Annotated in this window: 29 protein-coding genes; all 29 read left to right on the forward strand. The window is 66.9% G+C overall.

The genetic code is table 11. The features are described 5' to 3' along the window. Positions 1–558 precede the first annotated feature (558 nt). Entirely contained in the window at positions 559–930 is a 372-nt protein-coding gene (gene rpsL / locus STSP_RS28985) for a 30S ribosomal protein S12 (protein WP_003948652.1), read from the forward strand. Between the two features lie 2 nt (positions 931–932). Next, positions 933–1,403: a 30S ribosomal protein S7 gene (gene rpsG / locus STSP_RS28990; RefSeq protein ID WP_029386961.1), complete on the forward strand. Its 471-nt coding sequence runs from the start codon at positions 933–935 to the stop codon at positions 1,401–1,403. Between the two features lie 39 nt (positions 1,404–1,442). Beyond that, positions 1,443–3,563: an elongation factor G gene (gene fusA / locus STSP_RS28995; protein WP_067283930.1), complete on the forward strand. Its 2,121-nt coding sequence runs from the start codon at positions 1,443–1,445 to the stop codon at positions 3,561–3,563. Between the two features lie 154 nt (positions 3,564–3,717). Further along, positions 3,718–4,911, forward strand: coding sequence for an elongation factor Tu (gene tuf, locus STSP_RS29000; RefSeq protein WP_067283932.1), 1,194 nt, complete (start codon positions 3,718–3,720; stop codon positions 4,909–4,911). A gap of 233 nt (positions 4,912–5,144) precedes the next feature. Beyond that, positions 5,145–8,333, forward strand: a complete 3,189-nt coding sequence (locus STSP_RS29005; RefSeq protein WP_067283934.1) for a glycosyl hydrolase 115 family protein — start codon at positions 5,145–5,147, stop codon at positions 8,331–8,333. A gap of 65 nt (positions 8,334–8,398) precedes the next feature. Then, positions 8,399–9,463 (forward strand): endo-1,4-beta-xylanase, encoded by a 1,065-nt coding sequence (locus STSP_RS29010; protein WP_067283936.1) that lies wholly within the window; start codon positions 8,399–8,401, stop codon positions 9,461–9,463. A gap of 472 nt (positions 9,464–9,935) precedes the next feature. Next, positions 9,936–10,244, forward strand: coding sequence for a 30S ribosomal protein S10 (gene rpsJ / locus STSP_RS29015; RefSeq protein WP_003948644.1), 309 nt, complete (start codon positions 9,936–9,938; stop codon positions 10,242–10,244). Positions 10,245–10,261: 17 nt separating this feature from the next. After that, a complete protein-coding gene (rplC, locus tag STSP_RS29020) occupies positions 10,262–10,906 on the forward strand; it encodes a 50S ribosomal protein L3 (RefSeq protein ID WP_067283938.1) in 645 nt (214 codons plus the stop codon). An 8-nt stretch (positions 10,907–10,914) separates the two neighbouring features. Beyond that, entirely contained in the window at positions 10,915–11,565 is a 651-nt protein-coding gene (gene rplD, locus STSP_RS29025) for a 50S ribosomal protein L4 (RefSeq protein WP_067283939.1), read from the forward strand. Continuing rightward, the gene (rplW, locus tag STSP_RS29030) at positions 11,565–11,981 is read left to right on the forward strand and encodes a 50S ribosomal protein L23 (RefSeq protein WP_067283941.1); all 417 of its coding nucleotides are present in this window, start codon (positions 11,565–11,567) and stop codon (positions 11,979–11,981) included. Before rplD ends, rplW begins: the two co-directional genes overlap by 1 nt. Positions 11,982–12,019: 38 nt before the next feature. Then, a complete protein-coding gene (gene rplB / locus STSP_RS29035) occupies positions 12,020–12,856 on the forward strand; it encodes a 50S ribosomal protein L2 (RefSeq protein WP_067283943.1) in 837 nt (278 codons plus the stop codon). A gap of 12 nt (positions 12,857–12,868) precedes the next feature. Next, positions 12,869–13,150, forward strand: coding sequence for a 30S ribosomal protein S19 (rpsS, locus tag STSP_RS29040; protein WP_004984529.1), 282 nt, complete (start codon positions 12,869–12,871; stop codon positions 13,148–13,150). Between the two features lie 43 nt (positions 13,151–13,193). Next, complete coding sequence (gene rplV / locus STSP_RS29045) at positions 13,194–13,541, forward strand: 50S ribosomal protein L22 (protein ID WP_030174537.1); 348 nt, start codon at positions 13,194–13,196, stop codon at positions 13,539–13,541. Next, a complete protein-coding gene (gene rpsC, locus STSP_RS29050) occupies positions 13,541–14,368 on the forward strand; it encodes a 30S ribosomal protein S3 (protein ID WP_004927271.1) in 828 nt (275 codons plus the stop codon). Before rplV ends, rpsC begins: the two co-directional genes overlap by 1 nt. 5 nt (positions 14,369–14,373) lie before the next feature. Continuing rightward, positions 14,374–14,793 (forward strand): 50S ribosomal protein L16, encoded by a 420-nt coding sequence (rplP, locus tag STSP_RS29055; RefSeq protein WP_017949658.1) that lies wholly within the window; start codon positions 14,374–14,376, stop codon positions 14,791–14,793. Next, on the forward strand, positions 14,793–15,017 hold the full coding sequence (gene rpmC, locus STSP_RS29060) for a 50S ribosomal protein L29 (RefSeq protein WP_003974259.1): 225 nt from the start codon (positions 14,793–14,795) through the stop codon (positions 15,015–15,017). Before rplP ends, rpmC begins: the two co-directional genes overlap by 1 nt. Continuing rightward, positions 15,017–15,301, forward strand: coding sequence for a 30S ribosomal protein S17 (gene rpsQ, locus STSP_RS29065; protein WP_067283945.1), 285 nt, complete (start codon positions 15,017–15,019; stop codon positions 15,299–15,301). Before rpmC ends, rpsQ begins: the two co-directional genes overlap by 1 nt. 99 nt (positions 15,302–15,400) lie before the next feature. Further along, on the forward strand, positions 15,401–15,769 hold the full coding sequence (gene rplN, locus STSP_RS29070; RefSeq protein ID WP_003956455.1) for a 50S ribosomal protein L14: 369 nt from the start codon (positions 15,401–15,403) through the stop codon (positions 15,767–15,769). 2 nt (positions 15,770–15,771) lie between these two features. Then, positions 15,772–16,095, forward strand: coding sequence for a 50S ribosomal protein L24 (rplX, locus tag STSP_RS29075; RefSeq protein WP_004984523.1), 324 nt, complete (start codon positions 15,772–15,774; stop codon positions 16,093–16,095). Further along, entirely contained in the window at positions 16,095–16,652 is a 558-nt protein-coding gene (gene rplE / locus STSP_RS29080) for a 50S ribosomal protein L5 (protein WP_067283946.1), read from the forward strand. The genes rplX and rplE overlap by 1 nt, the downstream gene beginning before the upstream one ends. Positions 16,653–16,657: 5 nt before the next feature. Beyond that, positions 16,658–16,843, forward strand: a complete 186-nt coding sequence (locus tag STSP_RS29085; RefSeq protein ID WP_003956452.1) for a type Z 30S ribosomal protein S14 — start codon at positions 16,658–16,660, stop codon at positions 16,841–16,843. A gap of 211 nt (positions 16,844–17,054) precedes the next feature. Beyond that, entirely contained in the window at positions 17,055–17,453 is a 399-nt protein-coding gene (gene rpsH, locus STSP_RS29090) for a 30S ribosomal protein S8 (protein ID WP_029380979.1), read from the forward strand. A gap of 23 nt (positions 17,454–17,476) precedes the next feature. Beyond that, entirely contained in the window at positions 17,477–18,016 is a 540-nt protein-coding gene (gene rplF, locus STSP_RS29095) for a 50S ribosomal protein L6 (RefSeq protein WP_067283948.1), read from the forward strand. Between the two features lie 3 nt (positions 18,017–18,019). Then, entirely contained in the window at positions 18,020–18,403 is a 384-nt protein-coding gene (gene rplR / locus STSP_RS29100) for a 50S ribosomal protein L18 (RefSeq protein ID WP_067283950.1), read from the forward strand. Between the two features lie 36 nt (positions 18,404–18,439). Beyond that, on the forward strand, positions 18,440–19,045 hold the full coding sequence (gene rpsE, locus STSP_RS29105) for a 30S ribosomal protein S5 (protein WP_004984517.1): 606 nt from the start codon (positions 18,440–18,442) through the stop codon (positions 19,043–19,045). After that, positions 19,045–19,227, forward strand: coding sequence for a 50S ribosomal protein L30 (gene rpmD, locus STSP_RS29110; protein WP_010473936.1), 183 nt, complete (start codon positions 19,045–19,047; stop codon positions 19,225–19,227). Before rpsE ends, rpmD begins: the two co-directional genes overlap by 1 nt. A 2-nt stretch (positions 19,228–19,229) precedes the next feature. Further along, a complete protein-coding gene (gene rplO / locus STSP_RS29115; protein ID WP_004984514.1) occupies positions 19,230–19,685 on the forward strand; it encodes a 50S ribosomal protein L15 in 456 nt (151 codons plus the stop codon). A gap of 233 nt (positions 19,686–19,918) precedes the next feature. After that, positions 19,919–21,232 carry a preprotein translocase subunit SecY gene (secY, locus tag STSP_RS29120; protein WP_067283951.1) on the forward strand — a complete coding sequence of 438 codons (1,314 nt, stop codon included), beginning with the start codon at positions 19,919–19,921 and terminating at the stop codon, positions 21,230–21,232. Continuing rightward, positions 21,232–21,888 (forward strand): adenylate kinase, encoded by a 657-nt coding sequence (locus tag STSP_RS29125; protein WP_067283953.1) that lies wholly within the window; start codon positions 21,232–21,234, stop codon positions 21,886–21,888. The genes secY and STSP_RS29125 overlap by 1 nt, the downstream gene beginning before the upstream one ends. Positions 21,889–21,944 lie beyond the last annotated feature (56 nt).

Raw genomic sequence — 21,944 nt, forward strand, 5'->3', positions numbered from 1 at the left:
GCCGCGGTGGGGGTGCGGGCTGCGCGCCGCCCTTGTGGGCAGTCGTGCCGCTTGGGCGGCACGGGTGGGCACAGCGGCACCCCCGGCGGTGCGGGTGCCCCTTGCTGTAGCGCGCGCCACCCCGTGCCGGTGGCACCCTTGTCGTGCGGCGAACCCGCCGTCGTGGGCTGTGCCCACCCTCCCCCAGCTACCGCTGGGAGGTGCCCCCAGCCCTGCGGAACGCCTGCCCACAGCGGTGCGGCGTGGTGCGGTGTGGGGCACCCGCTCGTACCGATGCGGGGTGGCTGCCTGCGGCGGGGCTGTGGTCGTAGCGGTAGCGTCAGGGCATTTGTTTTGACCGGAGTGGATGCGATAGGTACGCTCAGACCTTGTGCCTGGGGTGTGCCCTGGCTCCCGTGCGTGCCTGCAACCGTAGGGGAAGCCGTAAGCGCCGCACCGCAATCTGCCGCCCTTTCCGCCTCGCAGCGGGGGTCTGCAGTATTCGACACACCCGACCGCGTGGGTCGGCGAAGTTCCAGGTTAGCTGTACCCAATCGGCACACAGAAACCGGAGAAGTAGTGCCTACGATCCAGCAGCTGGTCCGCAAGGGCCGGCAGGACAAGGTCGAGAAGAACAAGACGCCCGCACTCGAGGGTTCCCCTCAGCGCCGCGGCGTCTGCACGCGTGTGTTCACGACCACCCCGAAGAAGCCGAACTCGGCCCTGCGTAAGGTCGCGCGTGTGCGTCTGACCAGTGGGATCGAGGTCACCGCTTACATTCCGGGTGAGGGACACAACCTGCAGGAGCACTCCATCGTGCTCGTGCGCGGCGGCCGTGTGAAGGACCTGCCGGGTGTTCGCTACAAGATCATCCGTGGCTCCCTCGACACCCAGGGTGTCAAGAACCGCAAGCAGGCCCGCAGCCGTTACGGCGCCAAGAAGGAGAAGTAAGAATGCCTCGTAAGGGCCCCGCCCCGAAGCGCCCGGTCATCGTCGACCCGGTTTACGGATCTCCTCTGGTGACCTCCCTCATCAACAAGGTGCTGCTGAACGGCAAGCGCTCCACCGCCGAGCGCATCGTCTACGGCGCCATGGAGGGCCTGCGCGAGAAGACCGGCAACGACCCGGTCATCACCCTCAAGCGCGCTCTCGAGAACATCAAGCCGACCCTCGAGGTCAAGTCCCGCCGTGTCGGTGGCGCGACCTACCAGGTGCCGGTCGAGGTCAAGCCGGGCCGTGCCAACACCCTGGCGCTGCGCTGGCTCGTCGGTTACTCCCGCGCCCGTCGCGAGAAGACCATGACCGAGCGTCTGCTGAACGAGCTGCTCGACGCCTCCAACGGCCTCGGTGCTGCCGTGAAGAAGCGCGAGGACACCCACAAGATGGCCGAGTCCAACAAGGCCTTCGCGCACTACCGCTGGTAGTCGCTACCCCATCGAGAACCGAGAGAAGACTGAAGCCTTATGGCTACCACTTCACTTGACCTGGCCAGGGTCCGCAACATCGGGATCATGGCCCACATCGACGCGGGCAAGACGACGACCACCGAGCGGATCCTGTACTACACCGGTGTCTCGTACAAGATCGGTGAGGTCCACGACGGCGCCGCCACGATGGACTGGATGGAGCAGGAGCAGGAGCGTGGCATCACGATCACGTCTGCTGCCACCACCTGTCACTGGCCGCTCGAGAACGTCGACCACACGATCAACATCATCGACACCCCGGGCCACGTCGACTTCACCGTCGAGGTGGAGCGCTCGCTGCGCGTGCTCGACGGTGCCGTGACGGTGTTCGACGGCGTCGCCGGTGTGGAGCCGCAGTCCGAGACCGTGTGGCGTCAGGCGGACCGCTACGGCGTCCCGCGTATCTGCTTCGTCAACAAGCTCGACCGTACGGGCGCCGAGTTCCACCGCTGCGTCGACATGATCACGGACCGCCTCGGCGCGACCCCGATCGTGATGCAGCTGCCGATCGGTGCCGAGGCCGACTTCAAGGGCGTCGTGGATCTGGTCCGCATGAAGGCGCTCGTGTGGTCCGCCGAGACCGCGCTCGGTGAGGCGTACGACGTCGTCGACATCCCGGACACCCACCGGGAGGCCGCCGACGAATGGCGCGGCACCCTGCTCGAGACCGTCGCCGAGAACGACGAAGAGATGATGGAGCTGTACCTGGAGGGCGAGGAGCCCACCGAGGAGCAGCTGTACGCGGCGATCCGCCGCATCACCATCGGCTCCGGCAAGGGTGAGGGCACCACCGTCACCCCGGTGTTCTGCGGTACGGCCTTCAAGAACAAGGGTGTCCAGCCGCTGCTCGACGCCGTTGTCCGCTACCTCCCCTCGCCGCTCGACATCGAGGCGATCGAGGGCCACGCGGTCAACGACCCGGAGGAGATCGTCAAGCGCAAGCCCTCCGAGGACGAGCCGCTGTCGGCGCTGGCGTTCAAGATCGCGAGCGACCCGCACCTCGGCAAGCTGACCTTCGTCCGGGTGTACTCCGGCCGCCTCGACTCGGGTTCTCAGGTGCAGAACTCGGTGAAGGGCAAGAAGGAGCGCATCGGCAAGATCTACCGGATGCACGCCAACAAGCGTGAGGAGATCGACTCGGTGGGCGCCGGCGACATCGTCGCCGTCATGGGTCTGAAGCAGACCACCACCGGTGAGACCCTCTGCGACCCGGCCAACCAGGTCATCCTCGAGTCGATGGACTTCCCGGCGCCGGTCATCCAGGTCGCCATCGAGCCCAAGTCGAAGGGCGACCAGGAGAAGCTGGGCGTCGCGATCCAGCGCCTCGCCGAGGAGGACCCGTCCTTCAAGGTCCACACGGACGAGGAGACGGGCCAGACCATCATCGCGGGTATGGGCGAGCTGCACCTCGACGTGCTGGTCGACCGTATGCGCCGTGAGTTCAAGGTCGAGGCCAACGTCGGCAAGCCGCAGGTCGCGTACCGCGAGACGCTTCGCAAGTCGGTCGACAAGTACGACTACACGCACAAGAAGCAGACCGGTGGCTCCGGTCAGTTCGCGAAGGTGCAGATCTCGGTCGAGCCGCTCGAGGGCGACGGATACGAGTTCGTCAACCAGGTCACCGGTGGCCGTATCCCGAAGGAATACATTCCTTCCGTGGACGCGGGCTGCCAGGAGGCCATGGAGTTCGGCGTGCTCGCGGGCTACCCGCTCACGGGCGTCCGGGTGATCCTCCTCGACGGTGCCTACCACGAGGTCGACTCCTCCGAGATGGCCTTCAAGATCGCCGGTTCGATGGCCTTCAAGGAGGCCGCGCGCAAGGCCTCCCCGGCCCTGCTCGAGCCGATGATGAAGGTCGAGGTGACGACGCCCGAGGACTACATGGGCGACGTCATCGGCGACATCAACTCCCGCCGCGGTCAGATCCAGTCCATGGAGGACCGCCACGGTGCCAAGCTCGTCACGGGCCTGGTCCCGCTGTCGGAGATGTTCGGCTACGTCGGCGACCTCCGCAGCAAGACGTCGGGTCGCGCGAGCTACTCGATGCAGTTCGACTCCTACGCCGAGGTTCCGAAGAACGTCGCCGAGGAGATCATCGCAAAGGCCAAGGGCGAGTAACTCAACCGAGTACACGCTTTAGGCTTGACTCCGGAGCCCAAGGGGGCACCCCGTCGCAACAGCGAAGGAGTGCCCCGGGCACCGGGCTTTCCAGCAAAGATCACCTGGCGCCGATGAAGTAAGGCGTACAGAACCACTCCACAGGAGGACCCCAGTGGCGAAGGCGAAGTTCGAGCGGACTAAGCCGCACGTCAACATCGGCACCATCGGTCACATCGACCACGGTAAGACGACCCTCACGGCCGCCATTACCAAGGTGCTGCACGACGCATTCCCGGACCTGAACGAGGCCTCGGCCTTCGACCAGATCGACAAGGCTCCTGAGGAGCGCCAGCGCGGTATCACCATCTCCATCGCGCACGTCGAGTACCAGACCGAGACGCGTCACTACGCCCACGTCGACTGCCCCGGTCACGCGGACTACATCAAGAACATGATCACCGGTGCGGCGCAGATGGACGGCGCCATCCTGGTGGTCGCCGCCACCGACGGCCCGATGCCGCAGACCAAGGAGCACGTGCTCCTGGCCCGCCAGGTCGGCGTTCCGTACATCGTTGTCGCCCTGAACAAGGCCGACATGGTGGACGACGAGGAGATCCTGGAGCTCGTCGAGCTCGAGGTCCGTGAGCTCCTCTCCGAGTACGAGTTCCCGGGCGACGACGTTCCGGTCGTCAAGGTCTCCGCTCTGAAGGCCCTCGAGGGCGACAAGGAGTGGGGCCAGTCCGTCCTCGACCTGATGAAGGCCGTCGACGAGTCGATCCCGGAGCCCGAGCGCGACGTCGACAAGCCGTTCCTGATGCCGATCGAGGACGTCTTCACGATCACCGGCCGTGGCACCGTTGTCACCGGTCGTATCGAGCGTGGTGTCCTCAAGGTCAACGAGACCGTCGACATCATCGGCATCAAGCCGGAGAAGACCTCCACCACGGTCACCGGCATCGAGATGTTCCGCAAGCTGCTCGACGAGGGCCAGGCCGGTGAGAACGTCGGTCTGCTGCTCCGCGGCATCAAGCGCGAGGACGTCGAGCGCGGCCAGGTCATCATCAAGCCGGGCTCGGTCACCCCGCACACCGAGTTCGAGGCCCAGGCCTACATCCTGTCCAAGGACGAGGGTGGCCGCCACACGCCGTTCTTCAACAACTACCGTCCGCAGTTCTACTTCCGTACGACTGACGTGACCGGTGTTGTGACCCTCCCCGAGGGCACGGAGATGGTCATGCCGGGCGACAACACTGAGATGAAGGTCGAGCTCATCCAGCCCGTCGCCATGGAGGAGGGCCTGAAGTTCGCCATCCGTGAGGGTGGCCGGACCGTGGGCGCCGGCCAGGTCACCAAGATCACGAAGTAAGTTCCTTACTTCTTGATCGGGGAGACCCGGCGCTCCTAGGGGCATCGAGAAGGGCCCGTACGACTTCGGTCGTGCGGGCCCTTCCGCGTCTCCGCGAGGGGCTGGATTACGGCGTCCCGGAGACTGAAAAATTTTCGGTTCTGTAGACCCATTGTTTCCGGGAAATTATCGCTCCACCATGTGGCTCGGCAGTCGGCGCATGCACCTGGCGTCACAATCCGGAGGAGCGTTTCATGGAGAGGTCTGTCCCGCCACGGCTGAGCCGTAGAGCCGTACTCGGGACGGGCGCGGGTGCCGGTCTTGGCGCCCTGACGCTGACCGCGCTCGGAAGCCTTCCGGGGCTTTCCGGCGTCGCGCAGGCGGCCGAGGCCGCGGCCGGCGAGATCCGGCCGACGGACCCCGGCTCCTACATCTCCTTCGCGCCGAGCGCGGGCGCCTTTCCGCTCGTACGCGACGGGCAGGCCGTGCCGATCGTGGTGAGCGCCGACGACCACACCGGGGTCGTACGCGTGGCGGGTGATCTGCGGGACGACATCGGGCGGGTCACGGGCGTGCGCCCGCGCCTGGTGAAGGGCGACGTGCCGGGCGACGCCCGCGAGATCACCCTGATCGGCACCATCGGTCGCAGCCCGCTGATCGACCGTCTCGTCGAGGCGGGCAAGCTCGACGTCGACGGGATCAAGGGCAAGTGGGAGACGTCCCTGCAGGCCGTCGTCGAGCAGCCGCTGCCGGGGGTGGAGCGCGCACTTGTCATCGCGGGCAGTGACCCGCGCGGCACGATCTTCGGCGCGTACGACGTCTCGCTGGGGATCGGCGTCTCGCCCTGGTACTGGTGGGACGACGTCCGCCCGGTCCACCGCGACGCGCTGTACGTCCTGCCCGGCCGCCACACCCAGGGCACCCCGGCCGTGAAGTACCGCGGCATCTTCATCAACGACGAGAACCCGGCCCTCGGCACCTGGGCGCCCGCGTACTTCGGCCCCGGCAAGGCCGAGGGCTTCCCGGGCGGCTTCAACGCCGACTTCTACGCCAAGGTCTTCGAGGTCCTGCTCCGCCTGAAGGCGAACTACCTCTGGCCGGCGGTGTGGGGCCGCGCCTTCGCCGAGGACGACCCGCAGAACCACGCGCGCGCCAAGGAATACGGCATTGTCATGGGCACCTCTCACGAGGCGCCCATGATGCGCGGCATCGAGGAGTGGAACCGGCACGCCGTCCCCGCCAAGCGGGACAGCAGTGGGGCCATCACGACCCCCGGCCACGACCCGTACGGCGGCACCGGCGAATGGTCCTTCCGACGCAATGCGGAGGCCATCAAGGCGTACTGGGCCGACGGCATCCGTCGCATGGTCGACGAGGACTTCGAGGGCGTGGTCACCCTCGGCATGCGCGGCAACGGCGACACCAGCCTGCCCGACGGCGACGCCATCGAGCTGATGCAGGAGATCATCGCCACCCAGCGCGAGATCATCGCCGAGGTCACCGGCAAGGACCCCGCCTCGGTCCCGCAGGTGTGGACCCTCTACAAGGAGGTCCAGCGCTACTGGGACCGCGGCCTGCGCGCCCCCGACGACGTCACGGTCGTCCTCACCGACGACAACTGGGGCAACATCCGCAAGCACCCCGACCCGTCCGAGCCCGCCCGCAGCGGCGGCTACGGCCTCTACTACCACTTCGACTACGTGGGTGCAGGGCGCAACTACAAGTGGGTGGACACCACCTCGCTGCCGAACATGTGGGACCAGCTGCGTCAGGCCATCGCCTACGGCAACCACGGCCTGTGGGTCACCAACGTCGGCGATCTCAAGGGCAACGAACTGCCCACCCAGTTCTTCCTCGACTACGCCTGGAATCCGCAGCGGTGGGGCCTGGAGGACATCCCCGAGTGGGAGCGCCGCTACGCCCGCCAGAACTTCGGCGAGGCCCAGACCTCCGCGATCGCCGAGGTGCTCGCCACGTACGCCCAGCTCCAGTCGCGCCGCAAGCCCGAGTCGCTCAACCGCCGCATCACCCTGAACCCGGCGAAGGACCCGGCCAAGGACTCCTCGGCGGTCGTGTTCGACGACAGGGCGACGCCGTTCTCGGTGACCGGCCACCGGGAGCTGGAGCGGGTCACCGACGAGTGGCGCAAGCTCGCCAAGGTCGCAGACCGGATCGCCCGGCACCTGCCCGATGCCGACCAGGATGCCTGGTTCGAGCTCGTCGGCTACCAGGTTCAGGCCACCGCGAACGTCTACGCGCTGCGCGAGGCGCAGTTCACCAACCTGCACTACGCGCGGCAGGGGCGTGCCGCCACCAACGACCTGGCGGCCGCCGCCGAGGCCCGGCTCGCCGAGGACTTCGCCCTCGCCGACCGCTTCAACAACCAGGTGGCGGGCGGCAAGTGGAAGGGCTTCCAGACCCAGCCGCACATCGGCTACGGCGACGTGGTGCGCTACGGCCCGAACGCCTCCTGGCAGCAGCCGGAGAAGAACAACGTCGCCCTCCCCGACGAGATCTTCCCCGCGGTCCAGCGCATCGAGGTGCCGGACGCGACGGACATGGGCGTGGCAATCGACGGCTCGGACGAGTGGTGGCCGCAAGCGGAGGGCCCGGCGGTGCTGCCCGTCTTCAGCCCGTACCAGACCCGCCCCGACCAGTACATCGAGGTCTTCAACCGCGGCCGGGAGCCCTTCGACTACCGCATCACGCCGTCCGTGCCGTGGATCAGGGTCGACCGCCCGCAGGGCCGGGTCGAGCAGCAGGTGCGGGCGATCGTGACCGTGGACTGGCCGAAGGCGCCGCGCGGCCGGACGGAGGCGGAGATCACGGTGCACGGGCCTGACGGCGTCACGGTCACCGTCACGGCGATCGCCGAGCACACGTCCGCCCGCGGCCTCAGCGGTTTCGTCGAGGCGGGCGGCTATGTGGCCATCGACGCGGAGCACTGCACGCGCGCGGTCGGCGCCGCGGACATCCGCTGGCAGCGCATCGACCGCATCGGCCGTACGGGCGCCGGGATGACGCCCGTCCCCGTCACCGCCGCCCGCCAGACTCCCGGCGGCAGCTCGCCCCGCCTGGAGTACGAGGTGACCCTGCACACCGCAGGGCCCGTCACGGTGTGGGCGTACCTCTCGCCGCGCAACCCGGCCCTGCCGACCGGCGGCCTGCGCTACGCGGTCTCCTTCGACGACGACGCCCCGGGGACCGTCGACATCACCGCGGTGACCGGTGCCGACGACGGAACCATGAACGCCCCGTGGGCCCGCAACACCTCCGACAACGTCAACCTGACCGCCACCCGGCACACCCTCGACCGGGCCGGAGTGCACCGCCTCAGTTTCTGGATGGTCGACCCGACGGTCGTCCTCCAGCGCCTGGTGATCGACACCGGCGGCCTCACGCCCACGTACCTCGGGCCTCTGGAGAGCCACCGCGTGCGCTGACGGTCACCTCGCATGCACCACCCGTACCGACGATTCCGTACAACCCGTATCCACGAAGGAAGAACATGACGCGCCTCCGCACGCCCCTCGCAGCAGTCGCCCTGCTCAGCGCCACCCTCATGGTCACCGGGACGCAGGCGGCCTCCGCCGCTCCCGAGAAGCCCAGCCTCCGCCAGCTCGCCGGCCGGGCGGACCTCCTGGTGGGTACCGCCGTGGACATGTCCGCCCTGGCCGACGACACCGCGTACCGGAAGACGACCGCCAAGGACTTCAGCTCCGTCACGGCCGAGAACGTCATGAAGTGGGAGGCCGTCGAGCCGGAGCGCGGGGTGTACGACTGGTCGAAGGCCGACGACCTCATCCGGTTCGCCCGCGACAACGGGCAGGCCGTCCGCGGCCACACCCTGCTCTGGCACAGCCAGCTGCCGCAGTGGCTGACCTCGGGCGTCGCCGACGGCTCGATCGACTCGGACGAGCTGCGCGGCATCCTGAAGAACCACATCACCACCCAGGTCAAGCACTTCAAGGGCAAGATCTACCAGTGGGACGTCGTCAACGAGGTCTTCAACGAGGACGGCACCCTGCGCGAATCGATCTGGCTCCAGAAGCTCGGCCCGTCCTACATCGCCGACGCCTTCCGCTGGGCCCACGCGGCCGACCCCAAGGCCAAGCTGTTCGTCAACGACTACAACGTCGAGGGCATCAACGCGAAGTCCACGGCCTACTACGAGCTGGCCAAGCAGCTGAGGGCGGAGGGCGTCCCGGTCCAGGGCTTCGGCATCCAGGGCCACCTCGGCATCCAGTACGGCTTCCCGGGCGACGTCGCCGCGAACCTGAAGCGCTTCGACGACCTCGGCATGGAGACCGCCTTCACGGAGGTCGACGTCCGGATGATCCTGCCCGCCGACGACACCAAGCTGGCCCGCCAGGCCGACGACTACCGCCGCCTGCTCGACGCCTGCCTGGCCACGGCCGGCTGCAAGTCCTTCACGGTCTGGGGCCACACCGACAAGTACAGCTGGATCCCCGGCGTGTTCAGCGGCGAGGGCGCCGCGAACCTGCTCGACGAGAACTACGCGCCGAAGCCGGCGTACGTCGCGGTCCGCGAGGAGCTGGCCTCGGGCCGCTGACCCGCCGATCACGCACCGGTGCCCCGGCCCCTCGGCCGGGGCACCCGTGTGTGATGACACCCGAAGGTTTGATCTGAGCTCGGCACCGGGTACTCTCTTCCGCCCGATTGGCGATGGCCCCGTCCCGTATGGCAGACTATCCGGGTTGCTCGGTTGAGTGCCGATGCTGCGCGCCTCCCGCCGGGAGGACCGGAAGCGAGTCCCACAGTACTCGTCGCTCCTTGTCAGGGGCGGACGTACGGGAATCTTCCGGGAAGTGTCAGCGGGGTACCGGCCAGGCACCCGGCGGGTGGTCTCACCCCCCGCCCCCGCGGTCGACGATCGCACCCCCTAGCAGGGAAATCCGTCCGGATATCCGTGTCAGCGGGGGCGCGACACGCCCGACCGCGTGGGTCGGAGAAGAGGCCCGGCTTCCAGAAGCCGGCCCCCCGGGTTCCAGAGCGTTTACGAGAGACAGGACTACGAAGTAGCCATGGCGGGACAGAAGATCCGCATCCGGCTCAAGGCCTACGACCACGAGGTCATCGACTCCTCGGCGAAGAAGATCGTCGAGACGGTGACCCGCACTGGTGCGTCGGTCGCGGGCCCGGTGCCGCTGCCCACTGAGAAGAACGTGTACTGCGTCATCAAGTCGCCGCACAAGTACAAGGACTCGCGCGAGCACTTCGAGATGCGCACGCACAAGCGCCTGATCGACATCCTCGACCCGACCCCCAAGACCGTTGACTCTCTGATGCGACTCGACCTCCCGGCCGGCGTCGACATCGAGATCAAGCTCTGAAGGCCGGTGATCTGAAGATGGCTAAGCAGATCAAGGGCATCCTGGGCGAGAAGCTCGGCATGACCCAGGTCTGGGACGAGAACAACCGTGTCGTCCCGGTGACCGTGGTCAAGGCCGGCCCCTGCGTCGTTACCCAGGTCCGTACGAACGACACCGACGGCTACGAGTCGGTCCAGATCGCCTTCGGCGAGATCGACCCGCGCAAGGTGAACAAGCCCCTCAAGGGCCACTTCGCCAAGGCCGACGTCACCCCCCGTCGTCACCTCGTCGAGATCCGTACCTCGGACGCGTCCGAGTACACCCTCGGCCAGGAGATCAGCGCCGAAGCCTTCGAGGCCGGCGTGAAGGTCGACGTCACCGGCAAGAGCAAGGGCAAGGGCTTCGCCGGTGTCATGAAGCGCCACAACTTCGGTGGCCTCGGTGCCGGGCACGGTACCCAGCGCAAGCACCGCTCTCCCGGTTCCATCGGTGGCTGCGCCACCCCGGGCCGCGTGTTCAAGGGCCTCCGCATGGCGGGCCGCATGGGCAACGAGCGGGTCACCACCCAGAACCTGACCGTCCACGCCGTTGACGCGGAGAAGGGTCTGCTGCTCATCAAGGGCGCGGTTCCCGGTCCGAACGGCGGCCTCGTCCTGGTCCGTACCGCGGCCAAGGGGGCCTGAGGTAACCGATGAGCACCATTGACATCCTTTCGCCTGCTGGCGACAAGGCCGGGTCCGTCGAGCTCCCCGCGGAGATCTTCGACGCCAAGGTCAGCGTCCCGCTGATCCACCAGGTCGTCGTCGCGCAGCTGGCCGCTGCCCGCCAGGGCACGCACAAGACGAAGACCCGCGGCGAGGTCCGCGGCGGTGGCAAGAAGCCGTACCGCCAGAAGGGCACCGGCCGCGCCCGCCAGGGTTCGACCCGTGCGCCGCAGTTCGCCGGCGGTGGCGTCGTCCACGGCCCCGTGCCGCGTGACTACTCGCAGCGGACCCCGAAGAAGATGAAGGCCGCCGCCCTGCGCGGTGCCCTCACCGACCGGGCGCGCAACAACCGCATCCACGTCGTCTCCGGCGTGGTCGAGGGCGAGATCTCCACCAAGGCCGCCAAGACGCTGTTCGGCAAGATCTCGGAGCGCAAGAACCTGCTCCTGGTCGTCGAGCGCAGCGACGAGGCCGCGTGGCTCTCCGCCCGCAACCTGCCCCAGGTCCACATCCTGGAGCCGGGCCAGCTGAACACGTACGACGTTCTCGTCTCGGACGACGTGGTCTTCACCCAGGCCGCTTTCGAGTCCTTCGTGTCTGGCCCCAAGGCCGCTGACACCGAAGGGAGCGAGGCCTGATGGCTACGCGTCACCCGAGCATTGCCCCCAAGGCCGCCAAGGCCGCGAAGGCTGCGCGCATCGCCAAGGCGAAGCGCCACGCCACCGAGGGCAAGAACACCGTTGAGACCCCGCTGAGCAAGGCCTACACGGACCCCCGTGACGTCCTCCTCAAGCCGGTCGTCTCCGAGAAGAGCTACGCGCTCCTCGACGAGAACAAGTACACGTTCATCGTCGACCCGCGCGCCAACAAGACCCAGATCAAGGAGGCCGTCCAGGCGGTCTTCTCGGTCAAGGTCACCGGGGTCAACACGATCAACCGCCAGGGCAAGCGCAAGCGGACCCGCACGGGCTTCGGCAAGCGTGCCGACAGCAAGCGCGCGATCGTGACCCTCGCCGAGGGCGACCGTATCGACATCTTCGGCCAGGCCTCCTAACGGAGCGCCCTGGTCCGATATCGGACGAGGACTGAGAAATGGGTATCCGCAAGTACAAGCCGACGACTCCGGGCCGTCGTGGCTCCAGCGTCGCCGACTTCGTCGAGGTCACGCGGTCCACGCCGGAGAAGTCGCTGGTCCGCCCCCTGCACAGCAAGGGCGGCCGTAACAACGCCGGTCGTGTGACCGTTCGCCACCAGGGCGGTGGCCACAAGCGCGCCTACCGCGTGATCGACTTCCGTCGTCACGACAAGGACGGCGTGCCGGCCAAGGTCGCGCACATCGAGTACGACCCGAACCGCACCGCACGCATCGCGCTGCTGCACTACGCAGACGGCGAGAAGCGCTACATCCTGGCCCCCAAGGGCCTGAACCAGGGCGACCGGATCGAGAACGGCCCCGCGGCCGACATCAAGCCCGGCAACAACCTGGCGCTGCGCAACATCCCGGTCGGTACGACGATCCACTCCGTGGAGCTTCGTCCGGGCGGCGGCGCCAAGTTCGCCCGCTCCGCCGGTGCCTCCGTGCAGCTGCTCGCGAAGGAGGGCCAGATGGCCCACCTCCGCATGCCTTCCGGTGAGATCCGCCTGGTCGACGTCCGCTGCCGCGCCACCGTCGGCGAGGTCGGCAACGCCGAGCAGTCGAACATCAACTGGGGCAAGGCCGGCCGCAAGCGCTGGCTGGGCGTCCGCCCGACCGTCCGCGGTGTGGCGATGAACCCGGTTGACCACCCGCACGGTGGTGGTGAGGGCAAGACCTCCGGTGGTCGCCACCCGGTCTCCCCGTGGGGTCAGAAGGAGGGTCGTACTCGTTCGCCGAAGAAGGCTTCGAACAAGTACATCGTCCGCCGCCGCAAGACGAACAAGAAGCGCTAGGAGCGGGTTTAGATGCCGCGCAGTCTCAAGAAGGGGCCCTTCGTCGACGACCACCTGATCAAGAAGGTGGACGCACAGAACGAAGCCGGCACCAAGAACGTCATCAAGACCTGGTCCCGTCGCTCGATGATCGTCCCGGCCATGCTGGGCCACACGATCGCGGTGCACAACGGCAAGACCCACATCCCGGTGTTCGTCACCGAGTCGATGGTCGGCCACAAGCTCGGCGAGTTCTCGCCGACGCGCACCTTCCGGGGCCACGTCAAGGAAGACCGGAAGTCGAAGCGCCGCTAGTAGCGGATCGCATTCAGACACGTAAGTAACTGAAGGGACAACCATGGAAGCCAGGGCCCAGGCGCGGTACATCCGCGTCACGCCCATGAAGGCCCGCCGCGTGGTGGACCTCATCCGTGGCATGGACGCCACGGAGGCCCAGGCGGTCCTGCGATTCGCTCCGCAGGCCGCTTCCGTGCCGGTCGGCAAGGTGCTCGACAGCGCCATTGCCAACGCCGCGCACAACTACGACCACACCGACGCCGACAGCCTCTACGTCTCCGAGGCGTACGTCGACGAGGGCCCGACCCTGAAGCGGTTCCGTCCGCGCGCCCAGGGCCGTGCCTACCGGATCCGCAAGCGGACCAGCCACATCACTGTGGTCGTCAGCAGCAAGGAAGGAACCCGGTAATGGGCCAGAAGGTAAACCCGCACGGGTTCCGGCTCGGTGTCACGACCGACTTCAAGTCGCGTTGGTACGCCGACAAGCTGTACAAGGACTACGTCAAGGAAGACGTCGCCATCCGTCGGATGATGACGTCCGGCATGGAGCGCGCCGGCATCTCGAAGGTTGAGATCGAGCGCACCCGTGACCGCGTGCGGGTGGACATCCACACCGCGCGTCCCGGCATCGTCATCGGCCGCCGTGGCGCCGAGGCCGACCGCATCCGCGGCGACCTCGAGAAGCTCACGGGCAAGCAGGTCCAGCTGAACATCCTCGAGGTCAAGAACCCCGAGACCGACGCTCAGCTGGTTGCCCAGGCCGTTGCCGAGCAGCTGTCCTCCCGCGTCTCCTTCCGCCGCGCCATGCGTAAGAGCATGCAGTCGGCCATGAAGGCGGGCGCCAAGGGCATCAAGATCCAGTGTGGTGGCCGTCTCGGCGGTGCCGAGATGTCCCGCTCGGAGTTCTACCGCGAGGGCCGCGTGCCCCTGCACACGCTCCGCGCGAACGTCGACTACGGCTTCTTCGAGGCCAAGACGACCTTCGGCCGCATCGGTGTGAAGGTCTGGATCTACAAGGGCGACGTCAAGAACATCGCCGAGGTCCGCGCCGAGAACGCCGCCGCCCGTGCCGGCAACCGCCCGGCTCGTGGTGGTGCCGACCGCCCGGCCCGTGGTGGCCGCGGTGGCGAGCGTGGCGGGCGCGGTCGCAAGCCGCAGCAGGCTCCGGCTGCCGAGGCCCCCAAGGCCGAGGCTCCCGCCGCCGCTCCGGCTGAGAGCACCGGAACGGAGGCCTGACCGAAATGCTGATCCCCCGTAGGGTCAAGCACCGCAAGCAGCACCACCCGAAGCGCAGCGGTATGTCCAAGGGTGGCACGCAGGTTGCGTTCGGCGAGTACGGCATCCAGGCGCTGACCCCGGCGTACGTGACGAACCGTCAGATCGAGGCCGCTCGTATCGCGATGACCCGTCACATCAAGCGTGGCGGCAAGGTCTGGATCAACATCTACCCGGACCGCCCGCTGACCAAGAAGCCCGCCGAGACCCGCATGGGTTCCGGTAAGGGTTCCCCGGAGTGGTGGGTCGCGAACGTCAAGCCCGGTCGGGTGATGTTCGAGCTGTCCTACCCGAACGAGAAGATTGCGCGTGAGGCGCTTACCCGCGCTGCTCACAAGCTTCCGATGAAGTGCCGCATCGTTCGGCGCGAGGCAGGTGAAGCGTGATGTCGGCCGGTACCAAGGCGTCCGAGCTGCGCGAGCTGGGCAACGAGGAGCTTCTGGCGAAGCTTCGCGAGGCCAAGGAAGAGCTGTTCAACCTCCGCTTCCAGGCGGCGACCGGTCAGCTCGAGAACCACGGCCGTCTGAAGGCGGTCCGTAAGGACATCGCCCGGATCTACACCCTGATGCGTGAGCGCGAGCTGGGCATCGAGACGGTGGAGAGCGCCTGATGAGCGAGAGCAACGTGACTGAAGAGAAGACCGCGCGCGGTTTCCGCAAGACCCGTGAGGGTCTGGTCGTCAGCGACAAGATGGACAAGACCGTCGTCGTCGCCGTCGAGGACCGCGTCAAGCACGCGCTGTACGGCAAGGTCATCCGCCGTACGAACAAGCTCAAGGCGCACGACGAGCAGAACGCCGCGGGTGTCGGCGACCGCGTCCTCCTCATGGAGACCCGGCCGCTGTCCGCGACGAAGCGCTGGCGCGTCGTCGAGATCCTCGAGAAGGCCAAGTAACCCCTTCCGAGGGGCATTCCCCTCGGAATCAGTTCCGCCAGGCTCCGGGGGCTGTGACCCACAGCCCCCGGGGAACCGGCAGACGATCAGGAGATAGACGTGATCCAGCAGGAGTCGCGACTGCGCGTCGCCGACAACACTGGTGCGAAGGAGATCCTTTGCATCCGTGTTCTCGGTGGCTCCGGTCGCCGCTACGCGGGCATCGGTGACGTCATCGTCGCCACCGTCAAGGACGCGATCCCCGGTGGCAACGTGAAGAAGGGTGACGTCGTCAAGGCGGTCATCGTTCGCACCGTCAAGGAGCGCCGCCGCCAGGACGGCTCGTACATCCGCTTCGACGAGAACGCCGCCGTCATTCTGAAGAACGACGGCGACCCTCGCGGCACCCGTATCTTCGGCCCCGTGGGCCGTGAGCTGCGCGAGAAGAAGTTCATGAAGATCATCTCGCTCGCGCCGGAGGTGCTGTAAGCATGAAGATCAAGAAGGGTGACCTGGTCCAGGTCATCACCGGCAAGGACAAGGGCAAGCAGGGCAAGGTCATTGCCGCTTACCCGCGCGAGGAGCGTGTCCTGGTCGAGGGTGTCAACCGGGTCAAGAAGCACACCAAGGCCGGCCCGACGGCCCGCGGCTCCCAGGCCGGCGGCATCGTCACCACCGAGGCCCCGATCCACGTGAGCAACGTTCAGCTCGTCGTGGAGAAGGACGGCAAGAAGGTCGTGACCCGCGTCGGCTACCGCTTCGACGACGAGGGCAACAAGATCCGCGTTGCCAAGCGGACCGGTGAGGACATCTGATGGCTACCACCACGACTCCGCGTCTCAAGACGAAGTACCGCGAGGAGATCGTCGGCAAGCTGCGTGACGAGTTCAAGTACGAGAACGTCATGCAGGTCCCGGGCCTCGTCAAGATCGTGGTCAACATGGGTGTGGGCGACGCCGCCCGCGACTCCAAGCTGATCGAGGGCGCCATCCGCGACCTCACCACGATCACGGGCCAGAAGCCGGCCGTCACCAAGGCCCGCAAGTCCATCGCGCAGTTCAAGCTGCGTGAGGGCCAGCCGATCGGTGCCCACGTCACGCTCCGTGGCGACCGCATGTGGGAGTTCCTGGACCGCACCCTGTCGCTCGCGCTGCCGCGCATCCGCGACTTCCGTGGTCTGTCCCCCAAGCAGTTCGACGGCCGTGGCAACTACACCTTCGGTCTCACGGAGCAGGTCATGTTCCACGAGATCGACCAGGACAAGATCGACCGCGTCCGGGGTATGGACATCACCGTGGTCACCACGGCGACCAACGACGCTGAGGGCCGTGCGCTCCTTCGTCACCTCGGCTTCCCCTTCAAGGAGGCGTGAGCGAGATGGCGAAGAAGGCTCTGATTGCCAAGGCTGCTCGCAAGCCCAAGTTCGGTGTGCGTGCGTACACCCGCTGCCAGCGCTGCGGCCGTCCGCACTCCGTGTACCGCAAGTTCGGCCTCTGCCGTGTGTGCCTTCGTGAGATGGCTCACCGCGGCGAGCTGCCGGGCGTGACCAAGAGCTCCTGGTAACAGCCCACTTGGGTTGATACCGGACTCTCGGTAAGCAACTGGGTCGGCAGGAGCCCGACTTCACATGGCTTAGGCTTGTGTGGTTGGGCGCCTGCCGCCCTGGACCGACTTACTACGCCGTAGGTCCCCGTGCCGCACCCGTCCCGTCTCGGATCGGGGAGAGGGATGGCACAGACAGGAAACCCCGGCGAGAGAGGCCACAGGCCAATTCATGACCATGACTGATCCGATCGCAGACATGCTTACGCGTCTGCGGAACGCGAACTCGGCTTACCACGACTCGGTGTCGATGCCGCACTCCAAGATCAAGTCGCACATCGCGGAGATCCTCCAGCAGGAGGGCTTCATCACGGGCTGGCGCGTCGAGGACGCCGAGGTCGGCAAGAACCTCGTCCTCGAGCTGAAGTTCGGCCCGAACCGTGAGCGCTCCATCGCGGGCATCAAGCGGATCTCCAAGCCCGGTCTCCGGGTGTACGCGAAGTCCACCAACCTGCCGAAGGTCCTGGGCGGCCTGGGCGTGGCGATCATCTCCACGTCGCACGGTCTGCTGACCGACAAGCAGGCGCAGAAGAAGGGCGTGGGTGGGGAAGTCCTCGCCTACGTCTGGTAGTCGGGAACGGAGGAGAGACAGCAATGTCGCGTATCGGCAAGCTCCCCATCCCGGTTCCCGCCGGCGTGGACGTCACCATCGATGGCCGTACGGTCCAGGTGAAGGGCCCCAAGGGCTCCCTCTCCCACACCGTTGCCGCGCCGATCGAGATCGCTAAGGGCGAGGACGGCGTTCTGAACGTCACCCGCCCCAACGACGAGCGTCAGAACAAGGCCCTCCACGGCCTGTCCCGCACGCTGGTGGCGAACATGATCACCGGTGTGACCACGGGATACGTCAAGAAGCTCGAGATCAGCGGTGTCGGTTACCGCGTCGTGGCGAAGGGCTCGAACCTCGAGTTCTCGCTCGGCTACAGCCACCCGATCCTGATCGAGGCCCCTGAGGGCATCACCTTCAAGGTGGAGTCCCCGACCCGCTTCTCGGTCGAGGGCATCGACAAGCAGAAGGTCGGCGAGGTTGCGGCCAACATCCGCAAGCTGCGCAAGCCCGACCCGTACAAGGCCAAGGGCGTCAAGTACGAGGGCGAAGTCATCCGCCGCAAGGTCGGAAAGGCGGGTAAGTAAGCCATGGCATACGGTGTGAAGATCGCCAAGGGCAAGGCCTACAAGGCCGCTGCCATCAAGCGCCGCCACATCCGCATCCGCAAGAGGATCTCGGGTACGGCCGAGCGTCCGCGCCTGGTCGTGACGCGCTCGAACCGCCACATCGTGGCCCAGGTCATCGACGACATCAAGGGTCACACCCTGGCGTCGGCGTCGACCCTGGACACGTCGATCCGCGGTGGCGAGGGCGACAAGTCCGCTGCCGCCGGCAAGGTCGGCGCCCTGGTCGCCGAGCGTGCCAAGGCCGCGGGTGTCGAGGCCGTCGTGTTCGACCGTGGTGGCAACAAGTACGCCGGGCGCATCGCCGCCCTGGCGGATGCCGCCCGCGAAGCCGGGCTCAAGTTCTGAGCCGCTTGTAGCTAGCGGAAAGAGAGAGGTAATCCAATGGCTGGACCCCAGCGCCGCGGTGGCGGTGCCGGTGGCGGCGAGCGGCGGGACCGGAAGGGCCGTGACGGCGGCGCAGCTGCCGCCGAGAAGACCGCGTACGTTGAGCGCGTTGTCGCGATCAACCGCGTCGCCAAGGTTGTGAAGGGTGGTCGTCGCTTCAGCTTCACCGCGCTGGTCGTGGTGGGCGACGGTGACGGCACCGTGGGTGTCGGTTACGGCAAGGCCAAGGAGGTGCCGGCCGCCATCGCCAAGGGCGTTGAGGAGGCCAAGAAGCACTTCTTCAAGGTCCCCCGTATCCAGGGCACCATCCCGCACCCGATCCAGGGTGAGAAGGCTGCCGGCGTCGTGCTGCTCAAGCCCGCGTCCCCGGGTACCGGTGTTATCGCCGGTGGTCCGGTGCGTGCCGTGCTCGAGTGCGCCGGTATCCACGACGTCCTGTCGAAGTCGCTCGGCTCCGACAACGCGATCAACATCGTGCACGCGACCGTGGAGGCCCTGAAGGGCCTGCAGCGCCCCGAGGAGATCGCGGCCCGCCGCGGTCTGCCCCTCGAGGACGTCGCTCCCGCGGCTCTGCTGCGTGCGCGTGCCGGGGCGGGTGTGTGATGGCCCGCCTCAAGATCACGCAGACGAAGTCGTACATCGGCAGCAAGCAGAACCACCGTGACACCCTGCGCTCCCTTGGTCTCAAGGGCATCAACACGCAGGTCGTCAAGGAGGACCGTCCCGAGTTCCGCGGCATGGTGCACACCGTCCGCCACCTCGTGACGGTCGAGGAGGTCGACTGATCATGGCGGAGCAGAACCCGCTCAAGATCCACAACCTCCGTCCCGCCCCGGGCGCCAAGACCGCCAAGACCCGTGTCGGTCGTGGTGAGGCGTCGAAGGGTAAGACGGCCGGTCGTGGTACCAAGGGCACGAAGGCCCGCTACCAGGTTCCGGAGAGCTTCGAGGGCGGCCAGATGCCGCTGCACATGCGCCTCCCGAAGCTGAAGGGCTTCAAGAACCCGTTCAAGACCGAGTACCAGGTCGTGAACCTCGACAAGCTGGCCGCGCTGTACCCCGAGGGTGGCGAGGTCACCGTCGAGGGCCTGGTGGCCAAGGGTGCCGTTCGCAAGAACAGCCTCGTCAAGGTCCTCGGCCAGGGCGAGATCTCCGTGGCGCTGCAGGTGACGGTCGACGCCGTCTCCGGCTCCGCCAAGGAGAAGATCACCGCCGCCGGCGGTACCGTCACCGAGCTCGTCTGATCCGTCAGAAGAAGAGCCCGATGATCTGAACGATCCCACCGGGGATGCTCCACAAATGGGGTATCCCCGGTTGGTCGTTCCAGGGGAGCACGGACGCCGGTAAGGTGGCCTGCACTGTTAACTTTCGTCTGGTGTGCCTCCAGGGGGGCGCCAGGCGGCTTGACCGTTACGTATTCGTCGAACCTCAAGACCGTCACCTCTGACGCATGTGCGCGGGGGTCGCAGGAGGCACCGTGCTCACCGCGTTCGCCCGGGCGTTCAAGACGCCCGACCTGCGCAAGAAGCTGCTCTTCACGCTCGGCATCATCGTGGTCTACCGGATCGGGGCCCACATCCCGATCCCGGGCGTCAGCTATCAGAACGTCCAGATCTGTATGGACCAGGCGAACGCCAACCAGGGCCTCTTCGGCCTGGTGAACATGTTCAGCGGCGGCGCCCTGCTGCAGATCACGGTCTTCGCGCTCGGCATCATGCCGTACATCACGGCGAGCATCATTCTCCAGCTGCTGACCGTGGTGATCCCGCGCCTCGAGGCCCTGAAGAAGGAGGGCCAGGCCGGCACGGCGAAGATCACGCAGTACACGCGCTATCTGACCGTGGCGCTCGCCATCCTGCAGGGCACCGGCCTGGTCGCCACCGCGCGCAGCGGCGCGCTGTTCCAGGGCTGCCCGGTGGCCAGTGAGATCGTTCCCGACCAGTCGATCTTCGTGACCATCACCATGGTCATCACCATGACCGCGGGCACGGCCGTCGTGATGTGGCTCGGTGAGCTCGTCACCGACCGCGGCATCGGAAACGGCATGTCGATCCTGATGTTCATCTCGATCGCCGCCACCTTCCCGAGCGCCCTGTGGGCCATCAAGAAGCAGGGCGAGCTCGCGGGCGGCTGGATCGAGTTCGGCATCGTGATCCTCGTCGGCCTCGTCATGGTCGGCCTGGTGGTCTTCGTCGAGCAGGCCCAGCGCCGTATCCCCGTGCAGTACGCGAAGCGCATGATCGGCCGTCGTTCGTACGGCGGTACGTCGACGTACATCCCGCTGAAGGTCAACCAGGCGGGTGTGATTCCCGTCATCTTCGCGTCGTCGCTGCTCTACATCCCGGCGCTGATCGCTCAGTTCGCCGGGGGCAACTCGGGCTGGAAAACCTGGATCGACCAGCACCTGGTCAAGGGTGACCACCCGTACTACATCGTCAGCTACTTCCTGTTGATCGTCTTCTTCGCCTTCTTCTACGTGGCGATCTCGTTCAACCCCGAGGAAGTTGCAGACAACATGAAGAAGTATGGTGGCTTCATCCCGGGCATCCGGGCTGGCCGACCGACCGCTGAGTACCTGAGCTATGTACTCAACCGGATCACCTGGCCGGGCTCGCTGTATCTGGGCCTGATCGCTCTCGTTCCGACGATGGCATTGGCCGGCTTCGGCGCGAACCAGAACTTCCCGTTCGGCGGGACGAGCATCCTGATCATCGTGGGTGTGGGTCTGGAGACCGTGAAGCAGATCGAGAGCCAGCTCCAGCAGCGCAACTACGAAGGGTTCCTCCGCTGATGCGTATCGTCCTCGTCGGGCCGCCCGGTGCGGGCAAGGGAACGCAGGCCGCGTTCCTCGCCAAGAACCTGTCGATCCCGCACATCTCCACGGGCGACCTGTTCCGAGCCAACATCAGCCAGGGCACGGAACTGGGCAAACAGGCGAAGGCGTACATGGACGCCGGCAATCTCGTGCCGGACGAGGTCACCATCGGCATGGCCAAGGACCGCATGTCGCAGCGGGACGCCGAGAAGGGCTTCCTGCTCGACGGCTTCCCGCGCAACGTGTCGCAGGCCGAGGCGCTCGACGAGACGCTCAAGGCCGAGGGCATGAAGCTCGACGCCGTGCTCGATCTCGAGGTTCCCGAGGACGAGGTGGTCAAGCGCATTGCCGGCCGCCGCGTGTGCCGGAAGGACTCCAGCCACGTCTTCCACGTCACGTACAGCCCGGCGAAGCAGGAAGGCGTCTGTGACGCCTGCGGTGGCGAGCTGTACCAGCGTGACGACGACAGCGAGGAGACCGTCCGCAAGCGGCTCGAGGTCTACCACACGCAGACCGAGCCGATCATCGACTACTACCGGAACCAGGGGCTGCTGATCACGATCTCGGCGCTGGGGAAGGTGGACGAGGTCACCAAGCGGGCGATGGATGCGTTGTCGCGCGAGAGCGCGTAGCTGTTCGTTGTTCTTTGCTCGTCGGCCGCGGCGACCCCTTCGGGGTGCCGCGGCCG

This window comes from Streptomyces jeddahensis (assembly GCF_001642995.1).
In the GTDB taxonomy this organism is placed as follows: Bacteria; Actinomycetota; Actinomycetes; order Streptomycetales; family Streptomycetaceae; genus Streptomyces; species Streptomyces jeddahensis.